Source organism: Streptomyces fradiae ATCC 10745 = DSM 40063 (genome assembly GCF_008704425.1).
Lineage (GTDB): Bacteria > Actinomycetota > Actinomycetes > Streptomycetales > Streptomycetaceae > Streptomyces > Streptomyces fradiae.
In genome coordinates this window covers 4,732,064-4,752,307 of record NZ_CP023696.1, presented here as the reverse complement: position 1 = coordinate 4,752,307, position 20,244 = coordinate 4,732,064, and the positions used below count along the sequence as shown (strand labels likewise).

Below are 20,244 nucleotides of genomic sequence, written 5' to 3'. Positions count from 1 at the left end.
CCGGCACCGGTGCGGCCCCGGCGCGGGCGCGCGGGCGGGCGGGCGGGCGGGGCCGGCTACCCGCGCCGGTACGGGGGGAACCTTCCGGTCAGCTCCCGCACACCCGCGCGTACCGCGGCCGTACCCGTCCCGTCCCCGCCGTCCGTGCGGAGGGCGCCGGCGAGCAGCCGCGCGATCTCGGCCATCTCCTCCGCGCCCATCCCCTGGGTGGTCACCGCGGCGGTGCCGAGCCGGATGCCGCGGCCGTCCCCGTGCGGCAGGACGCAGGTCTCCACCACCATCCCGGACGCCGCCAGCCGCCCCCGCGCGGTGCGGCCGTCCAGTCCGAGCGGGGCCGGGTCGGCGGTGATCAGGTGGGTGTCCGTGCCGCCCGTGGTGACGGCGAGGCCCAGGGCCTCCAGGTGGGCGGCGAGCAGCCGGGCGTTGTCGACGACCCGGTGCGCGTACCGCCGGTACTCCGCGCCCGCCGCCTCCCCGAACGCGACCGCCTTGGCCGCGACCGTGTGCATGTGGGCGCCGCTCTGCGTGAAGGGGAACACCGCCCGGTCGATCCTCTCCGCCAGCTCGTCCCCGCACAGCACCAGGCCGCCGCGCGGGCCGCGCAGCACCTTGTGGGTCGTCGCGCACACGACGTCCGCGTACGGGACGGGGCTCGGCGCCGCTCCCCCGGCCACCAGGCCGATCGGGTGCGCGGCGTCCGCGATGAGGGCCGCGCCGGTCTCGTCGGCGATGTCGCGGAACTCGGCGTAGTCGATGTGCCGCGGGTACGAGATGGAGCCGCACACGATCGCGCGCGGGCGGTGCCGGCGGGCCAGGGCGCGCACCTGGTCGTAGGCGATGAGCCCGCTCTCCGCGTCCACGCCGTACGGGACGAAGTCGAACCAGCGGCCCGAGAAGTTCGCCGGGGAGCCGTGCGTGAGGTGGCCGCCGTGGGCGAGGCCCAGGGCGAGGACGGTGTCGCCGGGCCGCAGCAGCGCCGCGTACGCCGCGAGGACGGCGGACGAGCCGGAGTGGGCCTGGACGTTGGCGTGGTCGGCGCCGAAGAGGGCGCGGGCGCGGTCGACGGCGACGCGCTCGGCGGCGTCGGCGTACTCGCAGCCGCCGTGGTGGCGGCGGCCGGGGTAGCCCTCGGCGTACTTGTTGGCGAGCCGTGAGCCGAGCGCGGCGAGCACGGCCGGGGAGGTGAAGTTCTCGGCGGCGCTGAGCTGGAGGTCCTCGTCCTGCCGCCGGGCCTCCCCGTCGAGGATGTCGGCGATCTCAGGGTCCTGGCGGCGCAACGCGTCCGCGTCGGGCCCGTAGGCGTCCCTGTCGGGCCCGGGGGCGTCCCCGTCCGGCCCGTGTGCGTCCGGTGCGGGGGCGCCGTCGAGCGCGTCCCCGGCTCCAGCGGTGAGCGGCATCGGTGGCTCCAGGCGCTCCAGGCGGGTCCCCCGGTTCCTCCACTGTAGGGCGGAGCCGCACACCCCGCCCGCCGGCCGCCGCCCGGCCGCCCGTGCGCGGCACGCGGCTCCGGACCCGGCGGGGTGCCCTGGGGGGCGCGGAGGGACGCAGGGCCCGTACACGCGCGGGGCGGGCCGTCGGCGCGGGGCGGGCCGACCGGCTGCCAAGCGGTTCGCAGGGCGCGCCCGCGGGGGCGCGCGGGTGCCCGGTGAGCGGGGGTCGCCCGCACGGGGGACGAAGCACGCCTGCCACGGGCCCGGCCGGTGAGCGTGCGGCGGCCCCGGCCCGGAGTGCGCCCGACCGGCGGTGGGGCGGCACGGGGTGCGGCGGCACGAGCTGGGGACGGCACGGGGTGCGCGGGCAACGGGGTGCGCGGGCACGGGGTGGTGGCCGGGGCGCGCTCGGCAGGGGTCAGGACGGAGCCGGGGCGCGCTCGGGTGCGGGGGGGCGCGGCCGCGCTGGGGGACGCACGGCGCGCGGCCAAACCCGCCGGGCCGGGGCACGGGCGGGCGCGTTCCGGGCCCGGGGGGGGCCGCGGGACCGGGGACGGGCGGGCGACGGGGGGCCGGGGCAGGGCGGGGCGGGGCCCGGGGCTCAGTGGTCGGCGGGTACGCCGGTGAGGGCCGTCACGACCGGCTCCAGCGCCTGGTTGATCTCGTCGCCGACGGACCGGAAGAAGGTGATGGGGGCGCCGTACGGGTCGTTCACCTCGTCCGCCTCGGCGTTCGGCGCCAGCAGCCAGCCGCGCAGCGCCGCCGCCGCCTGCACCAGGGCGTGCGCGCGGGCCACCACGCCCTCGGCCTCCGGGTCGGGCAGCGTCGTCGGGTCTATGGCCCGTACGAGCCGGGTGAACTCCTTGAGCGTGAACGTGCGCAGCCCCGCGCTGTGCCCCATGGAGATGACCTGGGCGCGGTGGTCGCGGGTCGCGGTGAGGACCAGGTCGGCGCGGATGACGTGCTCGTCGATCAGCTCGCGGCCGACGAAGCCGCGGGCATCCGCGCCGAAGTCCGCGAGGACGGTCTCGGCGTTGGCCTCCATCGGGGCGCCCTCGTGCCCCCACGTACCGGCGCTCTCCACGATGAGGCCGCACCCCGCCGGGTCGCCGATGCGCCCGCGCAGGGCGTGCCGCGTCAGCCGCTCGGTGATCGGCGAGCGGCAGACGTTGCCGGTGCTGACGTGGAGGATGCGGAACGTGCTCGCCGTGCCTATGCCACGCCCCTCAGGGGCGGTCAATTGGCCACCTCGAGGTCGGGTACGACCTTGCGCAGCTCCTCCGCGGACAGCGCGCCCGCGCGCAGCAGCACCGGCACGTCCCGCGTGACGTCGACGATCGACGACGGGACGATGCCCGGCGTGGGCCCGCCGTCCAGGTACACCGACACGGAGTCGCCGAGCATGCCCTGGGCGGCGTCGCAGTCCTCGGGCGCGGGGTGGCCGGTCAGGTTCGCCGAGGACACGGCCATGGGGCCGACCTCCGTCAGCAGCTCGATCGCCACCGGGTGCAGCGGCATGCGGATCGCGACCGTGCCGCGCGTGTCGCCCAGGTCCCACTGGAGCGACGGCTGGTGCCTGGCGACCAGCGTCAGGGCGCCCGGCCAGAAGGCGTCCACGAGCTCCCACGCCTTCTCGGAGAAGTCGGTGACCAGTCCGTGCAGGGTGTTGGGCGAGCCGATGAGGACGGGGGTCGGCATGTTGCGGCCGCGGCCCTTGGCGTCCAGCAGGTCGGCGACGGCCTCCGGGCTGAAGGCGTCGGCGCCGATGCCGTAGACGGTGTCCGTCGGCAGCACGACGAGCTCGCCGCGGCGGACGGCGGACGCGGCCTCGCGCAGGCCCGTCGAGCGGTCGGTCGCGTCGTTGCAGTCGTATCGCCGTGCCATCAGCGGGCCCTCCCAGTTTCGGTCACTCGGTTCGCCTCGGGGACGCTGCGGGCACCGCCGCCCTTCGGCTGGGTCGTCACGGGCGCCTGCGGCGCCGTCCGGTGTCCCCGTGCGGGGACCGCGCTCCCGTTTCGCTCGGTCACGGCGTCGCCTTGCGCGCGGTCGCGAAGCGGGGGCGGTTGTTCAGGTCGGGGTGGTCGGCGGCGTCCGTCCAGCCGGCCTCCTCGTTGAAGATCCACGGCACCTGGCCGCCCTGCGTGTCCGCGTGCTCGACGACGACGAGGCCGCCGGGGCGCAGGAGCCGGTGCGCGGTGCGCTCGATGCCGCGGATCACGTCGAGGCCGTCCTCGCCGGAGAACAGCGCCATCTCGGGGTCGTGGTCGCGCGCCTCGGGCGCCACGTACTCCCACTCGGTGAGCGGGATGTACGGCGGGTTGCTGATCACCAGGTCGACCTGGCCGTCCAGCTCGGGCAGGGCCGTCAGGGCGTCGCCGTGGTGGACGGTGACCCTGGTGCCCTCGGCGTTGCGCCGGGTCCACACGAGGGCGTCCTCGGAGAGCTCCACGGCGTGCACGCGGGAGCGCGGCACCTCCTGGGCCATGGCGAGCGCGATGGCGCCGGAGCCGGAGCACAGGTCGACGATGAGCGGCTCGACCACGTCCATGGCGCGCACGGCGTCTATGGCCCAGCCGACGACCGACTCGGTCTCCGGGCGCGGGACGAAGACGCCGGGGCCGACCTGGAGCTCCAGGTAGCGGAAGAACGCCCGGCCGGTGATGTGCTGGAGCGGCTCACGGGCCTCGCGGCGGGCGACGGCCTCCCAGTAGCGGGCGTCGAAGTCGGCGTCCTTGACGAGGTGCAGCTCGCCGCGCTTCACGCCGTGCACGAACGCGGCGAGCTCCTCCGCGTCGAAGCGCGGCGACGGCACGCCGGCGTCGGCCAGGCGCTGCGTGGCCTGGGCGACTTCCGCCAGCAGCAGGCTGCGGGGGCTCGGGGTTCTCCCCCCGGGATTCTGCTGCACGTGGTCCTCCGGGCTGCTGGTCGTACGGGGCGGGTCGGGGGTCGCGGTCACCGGGACGGGGCCGCTGGGCGGGTACGGCGGCCGGGCGCGGAACCGAGGCTACCGGGCCCGCCGGGTGGCCGGGGCCGGGCGCGGGGCCCGGCGGGGCCGGGTACGGGCCCTCAAGCCGGGTACGGGGACCGGCTCACGCGGCGGAGAGCTTCGCCGCCGCGTCGGCGTCGACGCACGCCTGGATCACGGAGTCGAGGTCCCCGTCCAGCACCTGGTCCAGGTTGTACGCCTTGAACCCCACCCGGTGGTCCGAGATGCGGTTCTCGGGGTAGTTGTACGTGCGGATCTTCTCCGACCGGTCGACCGTGCGCACCTGGCTGCGGCGGGCGTCCGCGGCGCTGCGCTCGGCCTCCTCCTGGGCGATGGCCAGCAGCCGGGAGCGGAGGATGCGCAGGGCCTGCTCCTTGTTCTGGAGCTGGCTCTTCTCGTTCTGGCAGGAGGCGACGACGCCGGTCGGCAGGTGCGTGATGCGGACGGCGGAGTCGGTCGTGTTGACGGACTGGCCGCCGGGGCCGGAGGAGCGGTAGACGTCGATCCGCAGGTCGTTGGGGTTGATCTCGACGTCGATCTCCTCGGCCTCGGGCGTGACGAGGACGCCGGCGGCGGAGGTGTGGATGCGGCCCTGCGACTCGGTGGCGGGCACGCGCTGCACGCGGTGCACCCCGCCCTCGTACTTCAGGCGGGCCCAGACGCCCTGGCCGGGCTCGGTGGCGCCGTTGCCGCCCTTGGTCTTCACGGCGACCTGGACGTCCTTGTAGCCGCCCAGCTCGGACTCGGTGGCGTCGATGATCTCGGTCTTCCAGCCGACCCGCTCGGCGTACCGCAGGTACATCCGCAGCAGGTCGCCGGCGAAGAGGGCGGACTCGTCGCCGCCCGCGCCCGCCTTGATCTCCAGGATGACGTCCTTGTCGTCGCTGGGGTCGCGCGGGACGAGGAGCAGCCGCAGCCGGTCGGTGAGCTCCTCGCGCTGCTTCTCCAGCACCTTGACCTCGGCGGCGAAGTCGGGGTCGTCGGCGGCGAACTCGCGGGCCGTCTCGATGTCGTCGCCGGTCTGCTTCCAGGAGCGGTACGTGCCGACGATCGGGGTCAGCTCGGCGTAGCGCTTGTTCAGCTTGCGCGCGTTGGCCTGGTCGGCGTGGACCGAAGGGTCGGCGAGCTTCTTCTCGAGGTCGGCGTGCTCGCCGACCAGTTCCTCGACCGCCTCGAACATCGGGGGCTCCTGGAGTGGGGTGTAGATGAGGGGCTGCGGGAGGGCGGGGCGCCCTGGGGGGCGACCCCGGACCCCCGACCAAAAAGCCGGTCCCGGCCGTCCGAGGGACGGCCGGAGACCGGCGGTACGGCTCGCTACTTCTTCGAGCCGGCAGCCTTGCCGAAGCGGGCCTCGAAGCGGGCCACACGGCCACCGGTGTCGAGGATCTTCTGCTTGCCCGTGTAGAACGGGTGGCACTCGGAGCAGACCTCGGCACGGATGGTGCCGGCCTCGATCGTGCTGCGGGTGGTGAACGACGCACCGCAGGTGCAGCTGACCTGGGTCTCGACGTACTCGGGGTGGATGTCGCGCTTCAAGGTGTCTCCTAGTTTCGGGAGGGCTCCGGGTCGCGTCGGCGGGATGCGGGCGCGTGAACCGGGGCCGACGTACCAGTCTGCCAGGACCGGCCGTATCTCCCAAAACCGGGGTGGGGCGCCGGGTATTCCACCGGGGGCGGGGCGGGGCGGGGCGAGGCGGGCGGGACGGGGCGGGCGGGGCGGAGGCGCGGGTCAGCGCACGACGTCCGCCGCGGCGCCGGTGGCGGTGTCGCGGGTCGCGGAGGCCGGGACGGGCAGGTCCGACAGCAGCGCCTGCCACACCTGCCCGGCCTGGGCCTCGACGGGGACGACCCGGTTGGGGTCGACCGTGTCGTACCGGACGGGCAGCGTGATCATGTGGATGTCGTCCGCGCCGAGACCGGACAGGCCCCCGGCGAGGTCGGCGAGCTCCTTGACGCCGTCCAGCTCCGAGTCGGTGGTGACGGCCTTGGTGGCCGTGTCGGCGAGGCCCCACAGCTTCTGCGGGCTGGTGAAGACGCCGACCTTCCCGACCTGCTCGACGAGCGCCTTGACGAAGGCCTGCTGGAGCTGGATGCGGCCGAGGTCGCTCTGGTCGCCGACGCCCTTGCGGGTGCGGACCAGGCCGAGGGCCTGCTCCCCGTCGAGCTGGTGGGTGCCCGGGTCGAGGTCGAGGTGGCTGCTGCCGTCCTTGATCGGGCGCGTGGTGGTGACCTGGACGCCGCCCAGCGCGTCGATGATCTCCTTGAAGCCGGTGAAGTCGACCTCGACGTAGTGGTCCATGCGGACCCCGGACATCTGCTCGACGGTCTTCACGGCGCAGGCGGGTCCGCCGACCTCGTAGGCGGTGTTGAACATCGCCCGGTACGCGGCCGGTTCGCTCGTGCCGTCGCGGCGGGCGCACTCGGGGCGGGTGACCAGCGTGTCGCGCGGGATGGAGACGACGCTCGCCTTCTTCCGGCCCTCGTGGACGTGGACCACCATCGCGGTGTCGGAGCGGGCCGCGCCCTCGTCGCGGCCGTAGGCGCCGTTCGCGCCCGAGCGGGAGTCGGAGCCGAGGACGAGGATGTCGAGGGAGCCGTCCTCGATGTCCTGGGGCCGGTCGTCGCCGAGCTGGGTGTTGATGTCGACGCTGCGGATGTTGCCGTCGATCTTCAGGTACGCGACCGCTCCGCCGCCCGCGCCGAGGACCAGCAGCGCCGCGACCGACCAGGCCGCGATCACCAGGCCGCGTCTGGCGGGGGCGGGCCTGTCCCGGTCCCGGCCCTCCCCGGAGCCGGATATGCCGTCCGTGTCCCGCTCGCCCTGCTCGCCCTGCTCGCCCATGGTGTCCTCGATCCCCTCGACCCGTGTCCCCACCGGGTTTCCCCGGCGGCACCCGATCAGACAGCGGACACGGGGAAAGGGTTGCACCGGCCGCCCGGACCGTCCCGGGGCCCGCCCCGCCCACGCGACGCGCGGGTCGCGGCCCGGTCGTGGCCGTGCCCGGCGCGCGGGGGCGGCGGGCATGGCCGTGCCCGCCGTGCGGGGCGCACGGCGGGCACAGGAAGGGGGGCGGAGTACCGCTCCTCCGTCGGCGACTCCGGTCAGCCGAGCACGTTGAACGCGTTCCAGCCGGAGCCGATCTTCACGCGGGGCACGAACGGCGCCGCGGAGGAGCCGCGGCCCTGGTACAGCCACAGCACACCGGCCGAGTCGCGGGCCAGCAGGTCGGCCTTGCCGTCACCGCTGATGTCGCCGGTGGCGGCGTACGCGGTGAAGTTCCAGCCGCTCTTGCCGGCCAGGACGCGGTTGGTGAACGTCGCCGTGGCGGTGCCCCGGCCCGGGTACACCCACAGGCGCCCCGCCGTGTCGCGGGCCAGCATGTCGGGCTTGCCGTCGCCGGTGTAGTCGCCCTTGCCGGAGACGGTCATGACGCCCCAGCCGGAGCCGACGCTGACGCGCGAGCCGAAGGTGCCGTTGCCGCGGCCCGGGTACAGCCACAGGTAGCCGCTCTTGTCCTGCGCGAGCAGGTCGGGCAGCGCGTCGCCGGTCATGTCGCCGGGGACCACGATGTTCTTCATGGCGCCCCAGCCGGAGCCGACGCTGGTCGCCTGGTCGGTGTACGGGCGGAACCACTGCAGGGTGCCACCGGTCGTACGGCGGAGGTAGTCGGGGTAGCCGTCCCGGTCGAGGTCGGTCTGGCGGACCAGGTCGAAGCCGCTCCAGTCGCCCTGGTACACCCGGCCGCCCAGCCCGGTCCCGCGGGAGTAGTACTCCCAGGCGTCGCCGGCGGACGTGCGGGCGAAGAGGTCCGCGCGGCCGTCGAAGTCGAGGTCGGTGTCGTCGATCCGCGCGTTGACCTGGCCGACGTACGTGCCGGTCTTCGCGTAGACGCCGTACGCGCCCTTCTCGACGCAGTCCTGGACGCCCCAGGACACCACACCGGCGACCCGGCCGCCGACGACGAGCGGGCCGCCCGAGTCGCCGTTGCACGGGCTGACCGTGCCCGCGTCCTGGCCGCTGGCCGGGTTGCCGGCGCAGGTCATCTGGCCCGGGACGAAGTCGCCCTGGAAGTAGGCCGAGCAGGTGGCGTCGTCCCGCATCGGGACCACGGCCTTCTGCAGCGTCTGCGCGCCGTCCTGGTGGGTGGAGCTGGTGCGGCCCCAGCCGTAGACGGTGGCGGGGGTGCCCGGCTTGTACGAGACCGTGTCGCCGCTCTGGGTGAGCTGGAGGGTCTTGTACGGCATCGGGTCGAACAGCGTGAGGACGGCGAGGTCACCGCCCGTCAGCGTGGCGTCGTCGTACGTCGGGCTCAGCCACTGGCGGTAGATGCCCGTGGCGCGGCCGCCGTGCAGGTCCGCGCCGCTGTCGGTCACGGTCGGCATCTGGTTGGTGCCGGCGACGACCGCGCCGTTGTCGGCCCAGTTCAGCCCGTACACGCAGTGCGCGGCGGTGAGGACCTTGTTCGGGGCGACGAGCGAGCCGCCGCAGAAGTAGCCCTCGTCGTCCGCCTCGTCGGCGGTGCCCTTGTCGTCGTAGTAGTGCAGCTGCACCATCCACGGCGCCTCGGTGATGGTGGCGGGCGTGCCGCCGATGATGTACGACTCCTTGGCGCCGGAGCCGGCCGGCTCGCCGGCCTCCTGCTCGCGCGCCGGGCTGGTGTCGGCCTCGCCGTCGTTGACGTCGGCGACCGAGCCCCGGACCCGCTCCAGCAGGTCCGCCTTGGACGGGGCCTGCACCTCGCCCGCGCCCTGCTTCGCCGGGGCCGGGACCCCGTCCGCGGCCTGCGCGGGCACGGCGGCGCCGAGCATCGCACCGCTCAGGGCGAGTGCGGCGGCGGCCGCGGGGAGGACGGTACGCGCCCTCCACTGGGCAGATGTCACTCAAGACTCCTCTCGCTGTGGAGCGGGGAGGAGCCGGGCCACCGGAACGCTTCGGGCGGGGCGGACGCACTCGGCGCGGCCCACGACGCAACGGCGCGGAGCGGCCCGGTGTTTCAGGGCGCGGCTCCGCTGACTCGGTGGGCGTATTCGCAAGTACGTTCCCCCCCCCACTACGACGCGCTGATCGTACAACGCGAGAACCGCCCCCGGTCACCGAGGTGGTGGCCGGGGGCGGTCCGTGCGCCGCGGGGGCGCCGCGAAGGCGTCAGTCGTTGCCGTTGCCGGACGACGGGGTCGTCTTCTGGATCTGGAGCAGGAACTCGGCGTTCGACTTCGTCTGCTTCATCTTGTCGAGCAGCAGCTCGATCGCCTGCTGCTGGTCGAGCGCGTGCAGCACCCGGCGCAGCTTCCAGACGATGGCGAGCTCCTCGCTGCCCAGCAGGATCTCCTCCTTGCGGGTGCCGGACGCGTCGACGTCCACCGCGGGGAAGATGCGCTTGTCGGCGAGCTTCCGGTCGAGCTTGAGCTCCATGTTGCCGGTGCCCTTGAACTCCTCGAAGATCACCTCGTCCATGCGCGAGCCGGTGTCGACCAGCGCGGTGGCCAGGATGGTCAGCGAGCCGCCGTCCTCGATGTTGCGCGCGGCACCGAAGAAGCGCTTCGGCGGGTAGAGCGCGGTCGAGTCGACACCACCGGACAGGATGCGGCCGGAGGCGGGCGCCGCGAGGTTGTACGCGCGGCCCAGGCGGGTGATCGAGTCGAGCAGGACGACCACGTCGTGGCCCAGCTCCACCAGGCGCTTGGCGCGCTCGATGGCCAGCTCGGCGACGGTGGTGTGGTCCTCGGCGGGCCGGTCGAAGGTCGAGGAGATGACCTCGCCCTTCACCGACCGCTGCATGTCGGTGACCTCCTCCGGACGCTCGTCGACGAGGACGACCATCAGGTGGCACTCGGGGTTGTTGTGGGTGATCGCGTTGGCGACCGCCTGCATGATCATGGTCTTGCCGGTCTTCGGCGGGGCCACGATCAGACCGCGCTGGCCCTTGCCGATCGGCGACACGAGGTCGATGATCCGCGTGGTCAGCACGCCCGGGTCGGTCTCCAGGCGGAGCCGGTCCTGCGGGTAGAGCGGGGTCAGCTTGTTGAACTCGGGGCGGCCGCGGCCGGAGTCGGCGGCCATGCCGTTGGCCGAGTCCAGGCGGACGAGCGCGTTGAACTTCTCGCGGCGCTCGCCCTCCTTCGGCTGGCGCACGGCGCCCGTGATGTGGTCGCCCTTGCGCAGCCCGTACTTGCGAACCTGCGCCAGCGACACGTACACGTCGTTCGGGCCGGGCAGGTAGCCGGAGGTCCGGATGAACGCGTAGTTGTCGAGGATGTCGAGGATGCCCGCGACGGGGATCAGGACGTCGTCCTCGGAGACCTGCACCTCGCCGCCGCCGGCGAAGTCCTCGCGCCCGCGGCGACCGCGGCGGTCGCGGTAGCGGCCGCGACGGCCCCGGCGGCCGCCGGCCTCGTCGTCGTAGTCGTCCTGCGGGCCCGCCTGGCCCTGCGGGGCGCCCTGGCGCTGCTGGCGCTGGCCGCCGCCCTGCTGGTCGTCGCCCTTGCCGCGGTCGCGGCGGTCCCGCTGGCGGTCGCCCCGCTCACCGCGGTCGCGCTCGCGGCGCTCGCGGCGGTCCCGGCGGGCGGCCTCGGCGCCGTCGGCGCCGGATTCGGCCGTACGGGTCTCCTGGCCCTCGGGGCGGGCCTCCGTGCGCACGTCGGTACGGACGTCCGTGCGGGCCTCGGCCTCCACGGCGGGGCTGCCGGCCGCGGCGGTGGCGCGGCGGCGGCGGCGCTCGCCGGCGGCCTCCTCGCCCGTCTCCAGGGCGGTGGCGCCCTTCGGCGACGGCTGGCCGGGGATCTCGATCTGCGCCTGCGCGGCGGTCTTCTCGCCGCGCGCGGCGTCGCCCTTGTCGGCCTTCTCCGCCTTGGCGGGCTTCTCGGCCCGCTCGGCCTTCGCCGCCGTGGCGGCGCCGGCGTCGGCGGCCTCGGCGGTCTTGCCGTCGGCCTCGCCGCCGGTGCGGGCGCGGGACGTGGCGCGGCGCTTGGGCTTGGTCTCGGTGGCGGTGGCGTCGGCGGACTTCGGCGCCGCCCCGCCGCCGGCCTGCGCTTCCTTGATGACCTCGATCAGCTGGCTCTTGCGCATGCGCGCGGTGCCCCTGATGCCGAGGCCGGACGCGACCTGCTGCAGCTCGGCCAGGACCATGCCCTCGAGGCCGGTGCCGGAGCGGCGGCGCCGTGAGGTGGTGCCAGTGGCAGCACCTGCGGCGGGCGCGGTGGTGTCGACAGTCTTGTCGGCAGTCACGCCCATCAGATCGGTGGTGTCGCTCACGAAGGGTCCTTCCCTGGAGCGGACGTCGGCCTTCTGGCTCGGCGACCGGTTGTGCTGTCCGGCCTCGGCCCTGATGGGGGTCCGTGCCGGGGCGGTGGTTCCGCCGGGATTCTCGGCGGCGGAAGAGATAACGTGCGTGGGTCCGGCCCGAGGCCCCCTGCTCGGCCCTCTCGCGGGAAAAGCGAGGGGAGACGCGCGCCGGTTCCGGAGCGTGCTCGAAACTGCTCAGGCAGGCTGCTCAGGCAGTTGGGGAGGCTCCCGGAAGAATGGTGGTCCCTGACGGGGACACGCAGCACCGCGCCACAAAGACGTCGGGTGCAGACTTGAGGTTAACACTACCGGCTCCAACAAACATTCCCCCTCTCCCACACCGGCAATCCGTGTATCCGGCGATCCGTCCGTACGGCGCCCGTTTCCGGCGCCGGTCCGGCCCGTCCGTCCGGCATTCCGCGCGTCCGCGGTCCGCGCCGTGGCGGGTCCGGCCGTCCGGCCGTCCGGCCCTGCTACGGGGCGAGCGGCAGCACGCTCGCCCCCGCGGTGTCGAGGGCGAGCCGGTTGGCCGCCCAGCCCTCTCCCGCCAGCAGCGCGACCTTGTCCGCCGCGCCGTCCTCGGCCAGCGCGAGCACCGTCGGGCCCGCGCCGGAGATGACCGCGGGGATGCCGTCCGCCCGCAGCCGGTTCACCAGGGCGATGCTCTCGGGCATCGCGGGAGCCCGGTACTCCTGGTGGAGCCGGTCCTCGGTGGCGGCCAGCAGCAGCTCGGGGCGCCTGGTCAGGGCCTCGACGAGCAGCGCGGCGCGGCCGGCGTTGGCGGCGGCGTCCACATGGGGGACGGTACGGGGCAGCAGGCCGCGGGCCGTCTCGGTCAGGACCGGGTTCGCCGGGACGAAAACCACCGGAACGATGGAACCGCTGGGGTCCATCCTGATGGCGCGGGCCGCTCCGGACTCGGTCCAGGCGAGGGTGAAGCCGCCGAACAGGCAGGCGGCGACGTTGTCGGGGTGGCCCTCGATCTCGGTCGCGAGCTCCAGCAGCGCGGCGTCGTCGAGCCGGCTGTCGCCGCCTATGGTCACGGCGCGGGCGGCGACGATGCCGGCGCAGATGGCGGCGGAGGAGGAGCCGAGGCCCCGGCCGTGCGGGATGCGGTTGGCGCAGACCACCTCAAGGCCGCGGGGCTGCCCGCCGAGCAGGTCGAACGCGGTGCGCAGGGAGCGTACGAGGAGGTGGCTCTCGTCGCGCGGCAGCGTGTCGGCGCCCTCGCCGGCGATGTCGATGTGCAGCCCGGAGTCGGCGACCCTGACGACGACGTCGTCGTAGAGCCCCAGCGCCAGGCCGAAGGCGTCGAAGCCCGGGCCGAGGTTGGCGCTGGTGGCGGGGACGCGCACTCGTACGGCGGCGGCGCGGAACGCGGGACCGGCCATCGCTCGTTGACTCTCCTTGATCTGAACCTGCGGGGGTGACCTGCGGGGTGGGGATGGGCGGGGGACTGCGAGGGCTCGGCGTCAGACGTACGGGGGACCCTGGGCCGTGTGGGCGGTCACCAACGGCGTCGTCTCCCGCGGCATATGCGGCGGGGTGGGTTCGGTACAGCCTATCGAAGGAAGGTTCAGCCGCGACATAGGGCGCACGGGAGGCGCACGATGCGTGTCGCACGCACGTCCGTGCTTCCCGGTGCCGCGCGGCCTCCCCGCGCCCGCGCACCCGGCGCTGGCGGGCCCGAAGGGGTCCGCGTACGCCCGGTGCGGGGCGGTGCCGGCCCGGTGCGGGGCGGCGGTACGGGGCGGCGGTACGGCTCCGGGCCGGGCACCCGTCCCGGGGAGCCACCCGGTCCGGTACGGGCGGGGTGCGGGCCCGTCACCGGCCCGCGCGGACCCCGGTGCCGTCCGGCCCCGGTGCCGTCCGGCCCCGGCCGTGCCGGGTCCGCGGGGCCTGGCGGTACGGGGTCGGCGGGCCCGCCGGTGCGGGGGGCGGCCTGCGGGGCCGGACCACCGCACCGGAGGCCGGAGCCCTGCCCACCGGAAGCATCGGGCACCGAGGTGCCGTACGCCCGGGGCCGTACGCCCGGGGCGCCCGCGCCCCGGCGCCGTGCACCGGGGCGCGGGCGACGGGGGGTCAGGCCAGACCTAGGCGCTCCGCCGCCGCGGCGGCGTCGACGGGCACGGTGACCGGCTGCGGGGCCCCGGCGACCGCCCAGTCGGGGTCCTTGAGGCCGTTGCCGGTGACCGTGCAGACGATGGTCTGCCCCGGATCGACCTTGCCCTGCTCGGCGGCCTTCAGCAGGCCCGCGACCGACGCGGCCGACGCGGGCTCCACGAAGACGCCCTCCTGCGCGGCCAACAGCCGGTAGGCGCGCAGGATCTCACGGTCCGTCACCTCGTCGATGAGGCCGCCCGACTCGTCGCGCGCGGCCAGGGCGTAACTCCAGGAGGCCGGGTTGCCGATGCGGATCGCGGTGGCGATGGTCGACGGGTCCTTGACGACCTCGCCGCGCACGAGCGGCGCGGAGCCGGACGCCTGGAAGCCCCACATGCGCGGGGTGCGCGAGGCCATGCCGTCCGCGGCGTACTCGGTGTACCCCTTCCAGTACGCCGTGATGTTCCCGGCGTTGCCGACGGGCAGCACGTGGATGTCGGGGGCGTCGCCGAGCATGTCGACGATCTCGAACGCGGCGGTCTTCTGGCCCTCGATGCGGACCGGGTTGACCGAGTTGACCAGCGCGACCGGGTAGTTGTCGGAGAGCGAGCGGGCCAGCGTCAGGCAGTCGTCGAAGTTGCCGTCGACCTGGAGGATCCGCGCGCCGTGGACGAGCGCCTGGCCCATCTTGCCGAGCGCGATCTTGCCCTGCGGGACGAGGACCGCGCAGACCATCCCCGCGCGCACCGCGTACGCGGCGGCGGACGCCGAGGTGTTGCCGGTGGAGGCGCAGATGACCGCCTTGGCGCCCTCCTCCTTGGCGCGGGTGATCGCCATGGTCATGCCGCGGTCCTTGAACGAACCGGTGGGGTTGGCGCCCTCGACCTTCAGGTGCACCTCGCATCCGGTGCGCTCGGAGAGGACCTGCGCGGGGACGAGGGGCGTACCACCCTCACGGAGCGTGACGACCGGCGTCGCGTCCGTGACCGGAAGGCGGTCCCGGTACTCCTCGATGATGCCGCGCCACTGGTGGGTGCCCTTGCTGGTCATGGGTCCTCTACTCCCCTTCAACACGCATGATGCTGGCGACACCGCGCACGGTGTCGAGCTGGCGCAGAGCCTCGACGGTCCCGGAGAGGGCGGCGTCGGGCGCGCGGTGGGTGACGACGACGAGGCTCGCCTCCCCGCCCTCCCGACGCCCGCCGCCCTCGGCGGAGGCGCCTTCGGTGCCGCTGTGGACGTCCCGGCCCTGCTGGCGGACGGTGTCGATCGACACGCCGTGCTCGGCGAAGACCGTCGCGACCTGGGCGAGCACGCCCGGCTTGTCGGCCACGTCGAGGCTGATGTGGTACCGCGTCACCACGTCGCCCATGGGGCTCACGGGCAGCTGGGTGTACGCGGAGTCGCCGGGGCCCGTCGCATCGTTGAGGCGGTTGCGGCAGACGGCGACCAGGTCGCCGAGTACGGCCGACGCGGTCGGCGAGCCGCCGGCGCCCGGACCGTAGAACATGAGCTGCCCGGCCGCCTCGGACTCGACGAACACGGCGTTGTAGGCGCCGCGCACGGAGGCCAGGGGGTGGCTGAGCGGGATCATCGCGGGGTGCACGCGCGCGGTGACGGACCCGCCGTCGGCGGCCCGCTCGCAGATCGCCAGGAGCTTGATGGTGCAGCCCATGCGCTTGGCGGAGGCGAAGTCGGCGGCGGTGACCTCGGTCATGCCCTCGCGGTACACGTCGTCGAGGCGCACACGGGTGTGGAAGGCGATCCCGGCGAGGATCGCGGCCTTCGCCGCGGCGTCGAAGCCCTCCACGTCGGCGGTCGGGTCGGCCTCCGCGTAACCGAGGGCGGTCGCCTCGTCCAGCGCCTCGGAGTAGCCGGCGCCGGAGGTGTCCATCTTGTCGAGGATGAAGTTGGTGGTGCCGTTGACGATGCCGAGGACGCGGTTGACCTTGTCGCCGGCGAGGGACTCGCGCAGCGGCCGGATGAGCGGGATCGCACCGGCGACGGCGGCCTCGTAGTACAGGTCCCGGCCGTGCTCCTGGGCGGCGGCGTGCAGCGCCGCGCCGTCCTGGGCGAGGAGCGCCTTGTTGGCGGAGACGACGGAGGCGCCGTGCTCGAAGGCGGTGGTGATCAGGGTGCGGGCGGGTTCGACGCCGCCGATGACCTCGATCACCACGTCGATGTCGCCGCGTTTCACCAGCGCCGTGGCGTCGGTGGTGATCAGCTCCGGGTCGATGCCCTCGCGGACCTTGGAGGGCCGGCGGACGGCGACGCCGGCGAGCTCGACCGGGGCGCCGATGCGCGCGGCGAGGTCGTCGGCGTGCGTCGTCATGATGCGCGCCACCTCTGAGCCGACCACACCACAGCCCAGCAGCGCCACCTTCAGCGGACGCGTACGCATCATCCGACCTCGTTTCCTGTCATTCCGCGTATCTCTACGGTGGTCCAGTCTCACTCACCGGACGGGAGTTTCTGTCCTCCCGTCCGGATCCTGAGACATCTATTTCGTCACCCGACATCGAGACGCAGGAGATCTTCCTCCGTCTCGCGCCGGACGATCACCCGCGCCGCACCGTCGGCGACGGCCACGACGGGCGGGCGGAGCACATGGTTGTAGTTGCTGGCCATGGAACGGCAGTACGCGCCGGTCGCGGGCACGGCGATCAGGTCGCCCGGCGCGAGGTCGGCGGGGAGGAAGGCGTCCCGTACGACGATGTCGCCACTCTCACAGTGCTTGCCGACGACCCGGCACAGCATCGGCTCGGCGTCGGAGGCGCGGGAGACGAGGGCGACGCTGTACTCGGCGTCGTACAGCGCGGTGCGGATGTTGTCCGACATGCCGCCGTCGACGGAGACGTACGTACGCAGCCCCTCCAGCGGCTTGACCGTGCCGACCTCGTACACGGTGAACGCCGTCGGGCCCACGACGGCGCGGCCCGGCTCGACGGAGATGCGCGGCGTGGCGAGCCCGGCGGCCTCGCACTCGCGGCGCACGATCTCGCCGAGCGCCTTGGCGATCTCGTGCGGCTCGCGCGGGTCGTCGTCGGAGGTGTACGCGATGCCGAGGCCGCCGCCGAGGTCGATCTCGGGCAGCTCGATCCCGTGCTCGTCGCGGATCTCGGCGAGGAGGGACACCACGCGGCGGGCGGCGACCTCGAAGCCGGCCATGTCGAAGATCTGCGACCCGATGTGGCTGTGGATGCCGACCAGTTCGAGCCCGTCGAGGCGCAGCGCGCGGCGCACGGCCTCGGCGGCCTGGCCGCCGGCGAGCGCGAGCCCGAACTTCTGGTCCTCGTGCGCGGTGGCGATGAACTCGTGGGTGTGCGCCTCGACTCCGACCGTCACGCGGATCTGCACGCGCTGCCGCCGGCCGAGGGACTGCGCGGTGTGCGCGACGCGCGCGATCTCCTGGAACGAGTCGACGACGATCCGCCCGACACCGGCCTCGACGGCCCGCCGGATCTCGGCCTGGCTCTTGTTGTTGCCGTGGAAGGCGATCCGCTCGGCGGGCATGCCGGCGGAGAGCGCGGTGGCGAGTTCGCCGCCGGTGCAGACGTCGAGGTTGAGCCCCTCCTCGTGCAGCCAGCGCACGACGGCGCGGGAGAGGAACGCCTTGCCGGCGTAGAAGACGTCGGCGTCCGCGCCGAAGGCGTCGGCCCAGGCGCGGCAGCGGGCCCGGAAGTCGGCCTCGTCCAGGATGTACGCGGGCGTGCCGAACTCCTCGGCGAGCGCCGTGACGGGGATGCCCGCCACGGTCAGGACGCCGTCGTCGCCGCGCCGCACGGTGCGGGACCACACCTTCGGGTCGAGGTGGTTGAGGTCGGCGGGCGGCGCGCTGTAGTGGCCCTCGGGCAGGACGTCGGCGTGGCGGGGCCCGGCGGGGTGTGCGGAACGGCTCATCTCTCACTCACTGCTGTCAGAGGCGGGTGGGGGCGCTGACGCCGAGCAGGGACAGGCCGCCGGCCAGCACCGTCCCGGCGGCTTCGGCGAGGGCGAGCCGGGAGCGGTGGGCGGCCGAGGGTTTCTCGTCACCGAGGGGCAGCACGGTGTGCTGGAACCCGAGGAACGCGTCGGCGAGGACCTCCAGGTGCCGCGCGAGCCGGTCCGGCGCGTGCTGCCGGGCGGCGGCGAGGAGCACGGCGGGGTGGTCGCCGAGCGCGGCGAGGAGCTCGGCGGCGCCGGGGTGCGCGTCGTGCGGGCCGTCCTCGTACGCGGCGCTGAAGCCCAGGTCGGCGGCGTTGCGCAGGAGGGCGGCGGAGCGGGCGTGGGCGTACTGGACGGTGAAGAGGCCGTTGCCGCTCTCCGTCTGGCGCAGCAGGGGCGCCGCGTCGAGGACCCGGTCGTGCGGGGCGGGCCGGAGCAGCGCCCACTGGCGGACGTCGGGGGGAAGGGCGGCGAGGTCGTAGTGCGGGGGGCGGGCGTGGAGGCGGACGCCGGGGTGGGCGCCGCGGCTGGCACGGGGGCGGGCGCCGCGGCTGGCGCCGTGGGTGCCGGGGCTGGCGCCGTGGGTGCCGGGGCTACCGCCGGGGGTGCCGGGGCTACCGCCGGGGCTGGCGAGGCGCGGGCCGTCGCCATGCCCGAGGTCACCCGCGCCACCCCGCTGACCGTCTCCGCCACCCTCATCGACACGGGCGGGGGCGCCCTGGGAGCGCAGCAGGGCGGCGACGGCAGCGGTCAGGGCCCGGACGCGCGGGCCGGCGCCTTCCGCGACCCGGAAGTGGACCCGGTCCTCGGGCAGGCCGGCGAGGGCGTCCCCGTATCCGTACCGCAGGCCCTCCCGGCGGACCCGCTCGACGAGGAGCCGCCCGACGCCGGCGCGGGCGTCGGGGCGGAGGGTGAGGTTGAGGAAGCCGGGCCCGGTGATGTCGACGCGGGCGATGCCGGGTACGTCGAGGAGCCGCCGGCGCAGCACCTCGGCGACCTCGCGGGGCGGCAGGCCCGAGGGGCGGGCGAGCTGGAGGGCGGCGTTGGTGGCCCAGTCGCCGAGGCCGCCGGGGCGGGGCCGCTCGACGGTGAGGCGGCCGGGCAGCTCGCGTACGGCCAGGTCCCCGTCGCCGACGGCGCGCCGGACGGCGTGCGCGACGGTGAGCGAGAGGTCGGCGGGGGTCACGGGACAAGCGTAGGCGAGGGGAGGGGAGGGGACGCGACCCGGTTTCACCATCCGGTCACCCGATCCCCGAGCGCACCTGCCGACCCCCGAGCGCACCCGCTCATCCGAGGCTGGTTCCCGCTCTCCCGTCGCCGGTCCTCTCACCGGTCCTCTCCCCCGCGACCCGGTCGCCGCCCGAAGACAGAAGCAGCCCCCTCACCATCTGCACGAGACGGGCGGGCTCGAAGGGCTTGGAGAGGAAGGCGTCGACACCGGCCTCCAGCCCACTCGCCACCTCCGCCTCGTCGCAGGCACTGATGATCGCGACGGGCAGGTGCCGGGTCCGCTCGTCGGCCCGCAGCCGGGCGGCGGTGCTCAGCCCGTCCAGGCGGGGCATGACCATGTCGAGGGTGACCATGTCGGGCCGGCACTGATGGACGACTTCCAGACACTCGGCACCGTCGGCCGCGGTCACCACCTCGAAGCCCTCGAGCTCCAGGTTGACCCTGATCAGCTGCCGGATGACCCGGTTGTCGTCCACAACCAGCACCCGACCGGAGACGCCTGACACAACTCGAGAGTAGGTCCCGCCCACCCCCCGCGTCCGGCTTTTCGCCACTTCCACCCCGCGCGGGCGACCCGCCACCACCTCGCCACCGGAAATACCTGTTCACAGGCACCCTCCGAGAGCTGGTAGTGTTCTTCCCGTCGCCGCGAAACACCGGCGAACGCCCCCGTAGCTCAGGGGATAGAGCAACGGCCTCCGGAGCCGTGTGCGCAGGTTCGAATCCTGCCGGGGGCACTTCGCATGAGGTGCCCAAAGACCCCGTCACCAGCGGAAACGCTGAGGCCGGGGTCTTCGCGTATGTGCGGGTGCGCGCTGGAGTCCGCGGACTGGTCGCGGACTGACGCCGGGCGACGAACGCCCCAGTCGGGGGTTCTCACTCGGTGGCGCGAGCCTCCGTCAGCGACCGTTGCACGTCGCCCACCAGATCCCGGAGGCGTCCGGCCCGCACGCCCTCGCGCTCCATCCACTCGTCGAAGCGAGGACGCAGGTGCCGCACCATGTCCGTCCCGTGGCGACGCAGCACCGAGCGGTTGATCGAAATCTCCTCCTGCACCTCTCTTCGGAGGTCATCGGTCCAGCCCTGCGCCCGGTCATCGTCGCCCAGAGAAGCCTTGAGAACGGCCACCGCTTCGTCGAGGACTGCAAGCAAGTCCATGCCGTCTCCCTGGAATCTCAAGGTGCACCGCACCGGTCTTGTCAGCCTATGTACAGCGAAAGCCCCCGCCGAACCCGGAGGTTCGAAGCCTCGGGATCGGGGACGTGCCGATCCCGCATCTGAAGCCGCGCA

16 protein-coding genes and 1 tRNA gene are annotated in these 20,244 nt (G+C 74.3%); 1 reads left to right on the top strand and 16 read right to left on the bottom strand.

Annotated elements, in window-relative coordinates; translation table 11 throughout:
* Nucleotides 1-56: 56 nt before the first annotated feature.
* The 15 genes from glyA to CP974_RS21270 form a co-directional block, all read right to left on the bottom strand.
* The gene (glyA, locus tag CP974_RS21340; protein ID WP_078915562.1) at nucleotides 57-1,397 is read right to left on the bottom strand and encodes a serine hydroxymethyltransferase; all 1,341 of its coding nucleotides are present in this window, start codon (nucleotides 1,395-1,397) and stop codon (nucleotides 57-59) included.
* A 634-nt stretch (nucleotides 1,398-2,031) separates the two neighbouring features.
* Nucleotides 2,032-2,670 (bottom strand): arsenate reductase/protein-tyrosine-phosphatase family protein, encoded by a 639-nt coding sequence (locus tag CP974_RS21335; protein ID WP_031136578.1) that lies wholly within the window; start codon nucleotides 2,668-2,670, stop codon nucleotides 2,032-2,034.
* Complete coding sequence (locus CP974_RS21330; RefSeq protein ID WP_031136580.1) at nucleotides 2,667-3,314, bottom strand: L-threonylcarbamoyladenylate synthase; 648 nt, start codon at nucleotides 3,312-3,314, stop codon at nucleotides 2,667-2,669. The genes CP974_RS21335 and CP974_RS21330 overlap by 4 nt, the downstream gene beginning before the upstream one ends.
* Before the next feature lie 139 nt (nucleotides 3,315-3,453).
* On the bottom strand, nucleotides 3,454-4,335 hold the full coding sequence (gene prmC, locus CP974_RS21325; RefSeq protein WP_051840064.1) for a peptide chain release factor N(5)-glutamine methyltransferase: 882 nt from the start codon (nucleotides 4,333-4,335) through the stop codon (nucleotides 3,454-3,456).
* 184 nt (nucleotides 4,336-4,519) lie between these two features.
* On the bottom strand, nucleotides 4,520-5,596 hold the full coding sequence (gene prfA / locus CP974_RS21320; RefSeq protein WP_031136584.1) for a peptide chain release factor 1: 1,077 nt from the start codon (nucleotides 5,594-5,596) through the stop codon (nucleotides 4,520-4,522).
* A 134-nt stretch (nucleotides 5,597-5,730) separates the two neighbouring features.
* Entirely contained in the window at nucleotides 5,731-5,952 is a 222-nt protein-coding gene (gene rpmE / locus CP974_RS21315; protein ID WP_031136586.1) for a 50S ribosomal protein L31, read from the bottom strand.
* Nucleotides 5,953-6,144: 192 nt separating this feature from the next.
* On the bottom strand, nucleotides 6,145-7,257 hold the full coding sequence (locus CP974_RS21310; RefSeq protein ID WP_031130240.1) for an LCP family protein: 1,113 nt from the start codon (nucleotides 7,255-7,257) through the stop codon (nucleotides 6,145-6,147).
* A gap of 260 nt (nucleotides 7,258-7,517) precedes the next feature.
* Complete coding sequence (locus CP974_RS21305; RefSeq protein WP_031130239.1) at nucleotides 7,518-9,296, bottom strand: trypsin-like serine protease; 1,779 nt, start codon at nucleotides 9,294-9,296, stop codon at nucleotides 7,518-7,520.
* Between the two features lie 265 nt (nucleotides 9,297-9,561).
* On the bottom strand, nucleotides 9,562-11,667 hold the full coding sequence (rho, locus tag CP974_RS21300; RefSeq protein ID WP_031130238.1) for a transcription termination factor Rho: 2,106 nt from the start codon (nucleotides 11,665-11,667) through the stop codon (nucleotides 9,562-9,564).
* 503 nt (nucleotides 11,668-12,170) lie between these two features.
* On the bottom strand, nucleotides 12,171-13,088 hold the full coding sequence (gene thrB / locus CP974_RS21295; protein WP_031130237.1) for a homoserine kinase: 918 nt from the start codon (nucleotides 13,086-13,088) through the stop codon (nucleotides 12,171-12,173).
* Between the two features lie 691 nt (nucleotides 13,089-13,779).
* Nucleotides 13,780-14,850: a threonine synthase gene (gene thrC, locus CP974_RS21290; RefSeq protein ID WP_031130236.1), complete on the bottom strand. Its 1,071-nt coding sequence runs from the start codon at nucleotides 14,848-14,850 to the stop codon at nucleotides 13,780-13,782.
* A 7-nt stretch (nucleotides 14,851-14,857) separates the two neighbouring features.
* Nucleotides 14,858-16,204 carry a homoserine dehydrogenase gene (locus CP974_RS21285; RefSeq protein WP_031130235.1) on the bottom strand — a complete coding sequence of 449 codons (1,347 nt, stop codon included), beginning with the start codon at nucleotides 16,202-16,204 and terminating at the stop codon, nucleotides 14,858-14,860.
* 104 nt (nucleotides 16,205-16,308) lie between these two features.
* Nucleotides 16,309-17,700 (bottom strand): diaminopimelate decarboxylase, encoded by a 1,392-nt coding sequence (gene lysA / locus CP974_RS21280; protein WP_031130234.1) that lies wholly within the window; start codon nucleotides 17,698-17,700, stop codon nucleotides 16,309-16,311.
* A gap of 16 nt (nucleotides 17,701-17,716) precedes the next feature.
* Nucleotides 17,717-18,910, bottom strand: a complete 1,194-nt coding sequence (nrtL, locus tag CP974_RS21275) for an ArgS-related anticodon-binding protein NrtL (RefSeq protein WP_031130233.1) — start codon at nucleotides 18,908-18,910, stop codon at nucleotides 17,717-17,719.
* Between the two features lie 100 nt (nucleotides 18,911-19,010).
* Nucleotides 19,011-19,514 (bottom strand): response regulator, encoded by a 504-nt coding sequence (locus CP974_RS21270; RefSeq protein WP_078915498.1) that lies wholly within the window; start codon nucleotides 19,512-19,514, stop codon nucleotides 19,011-19,013.
* Between the two features lie 105 nt (nucleotides 19,515-19,619).
* Here CP974_RS21270 and CP974_RS21265 point away from each other — a divergent pair.
* Nucleotides 19,620-19,691, top strand: a tRNA-Arg gene (locus CP974_RS21265).
* A 139-nt stretch (nucleotides 19,692-19,830) separates the two neighbouring features.
* On the opposite strand, the gene CP974_RS21260 is transcribed toward CP974_RS21265, so the two are convergent.
* Nucleotides 19,831-20,112 (bottom strand): hypothetical protein, encoded by a 282-nt coding sequence (locus CP974_RS21260; protein ID WP_031130231.1) that lies wholly within the window; start codon nucleotides 20,110-20,112, stop codon nucleotides 19,831-19,833.
* Nucleotides 20,113-20,244: the final 132 nt, after the last annotated feature.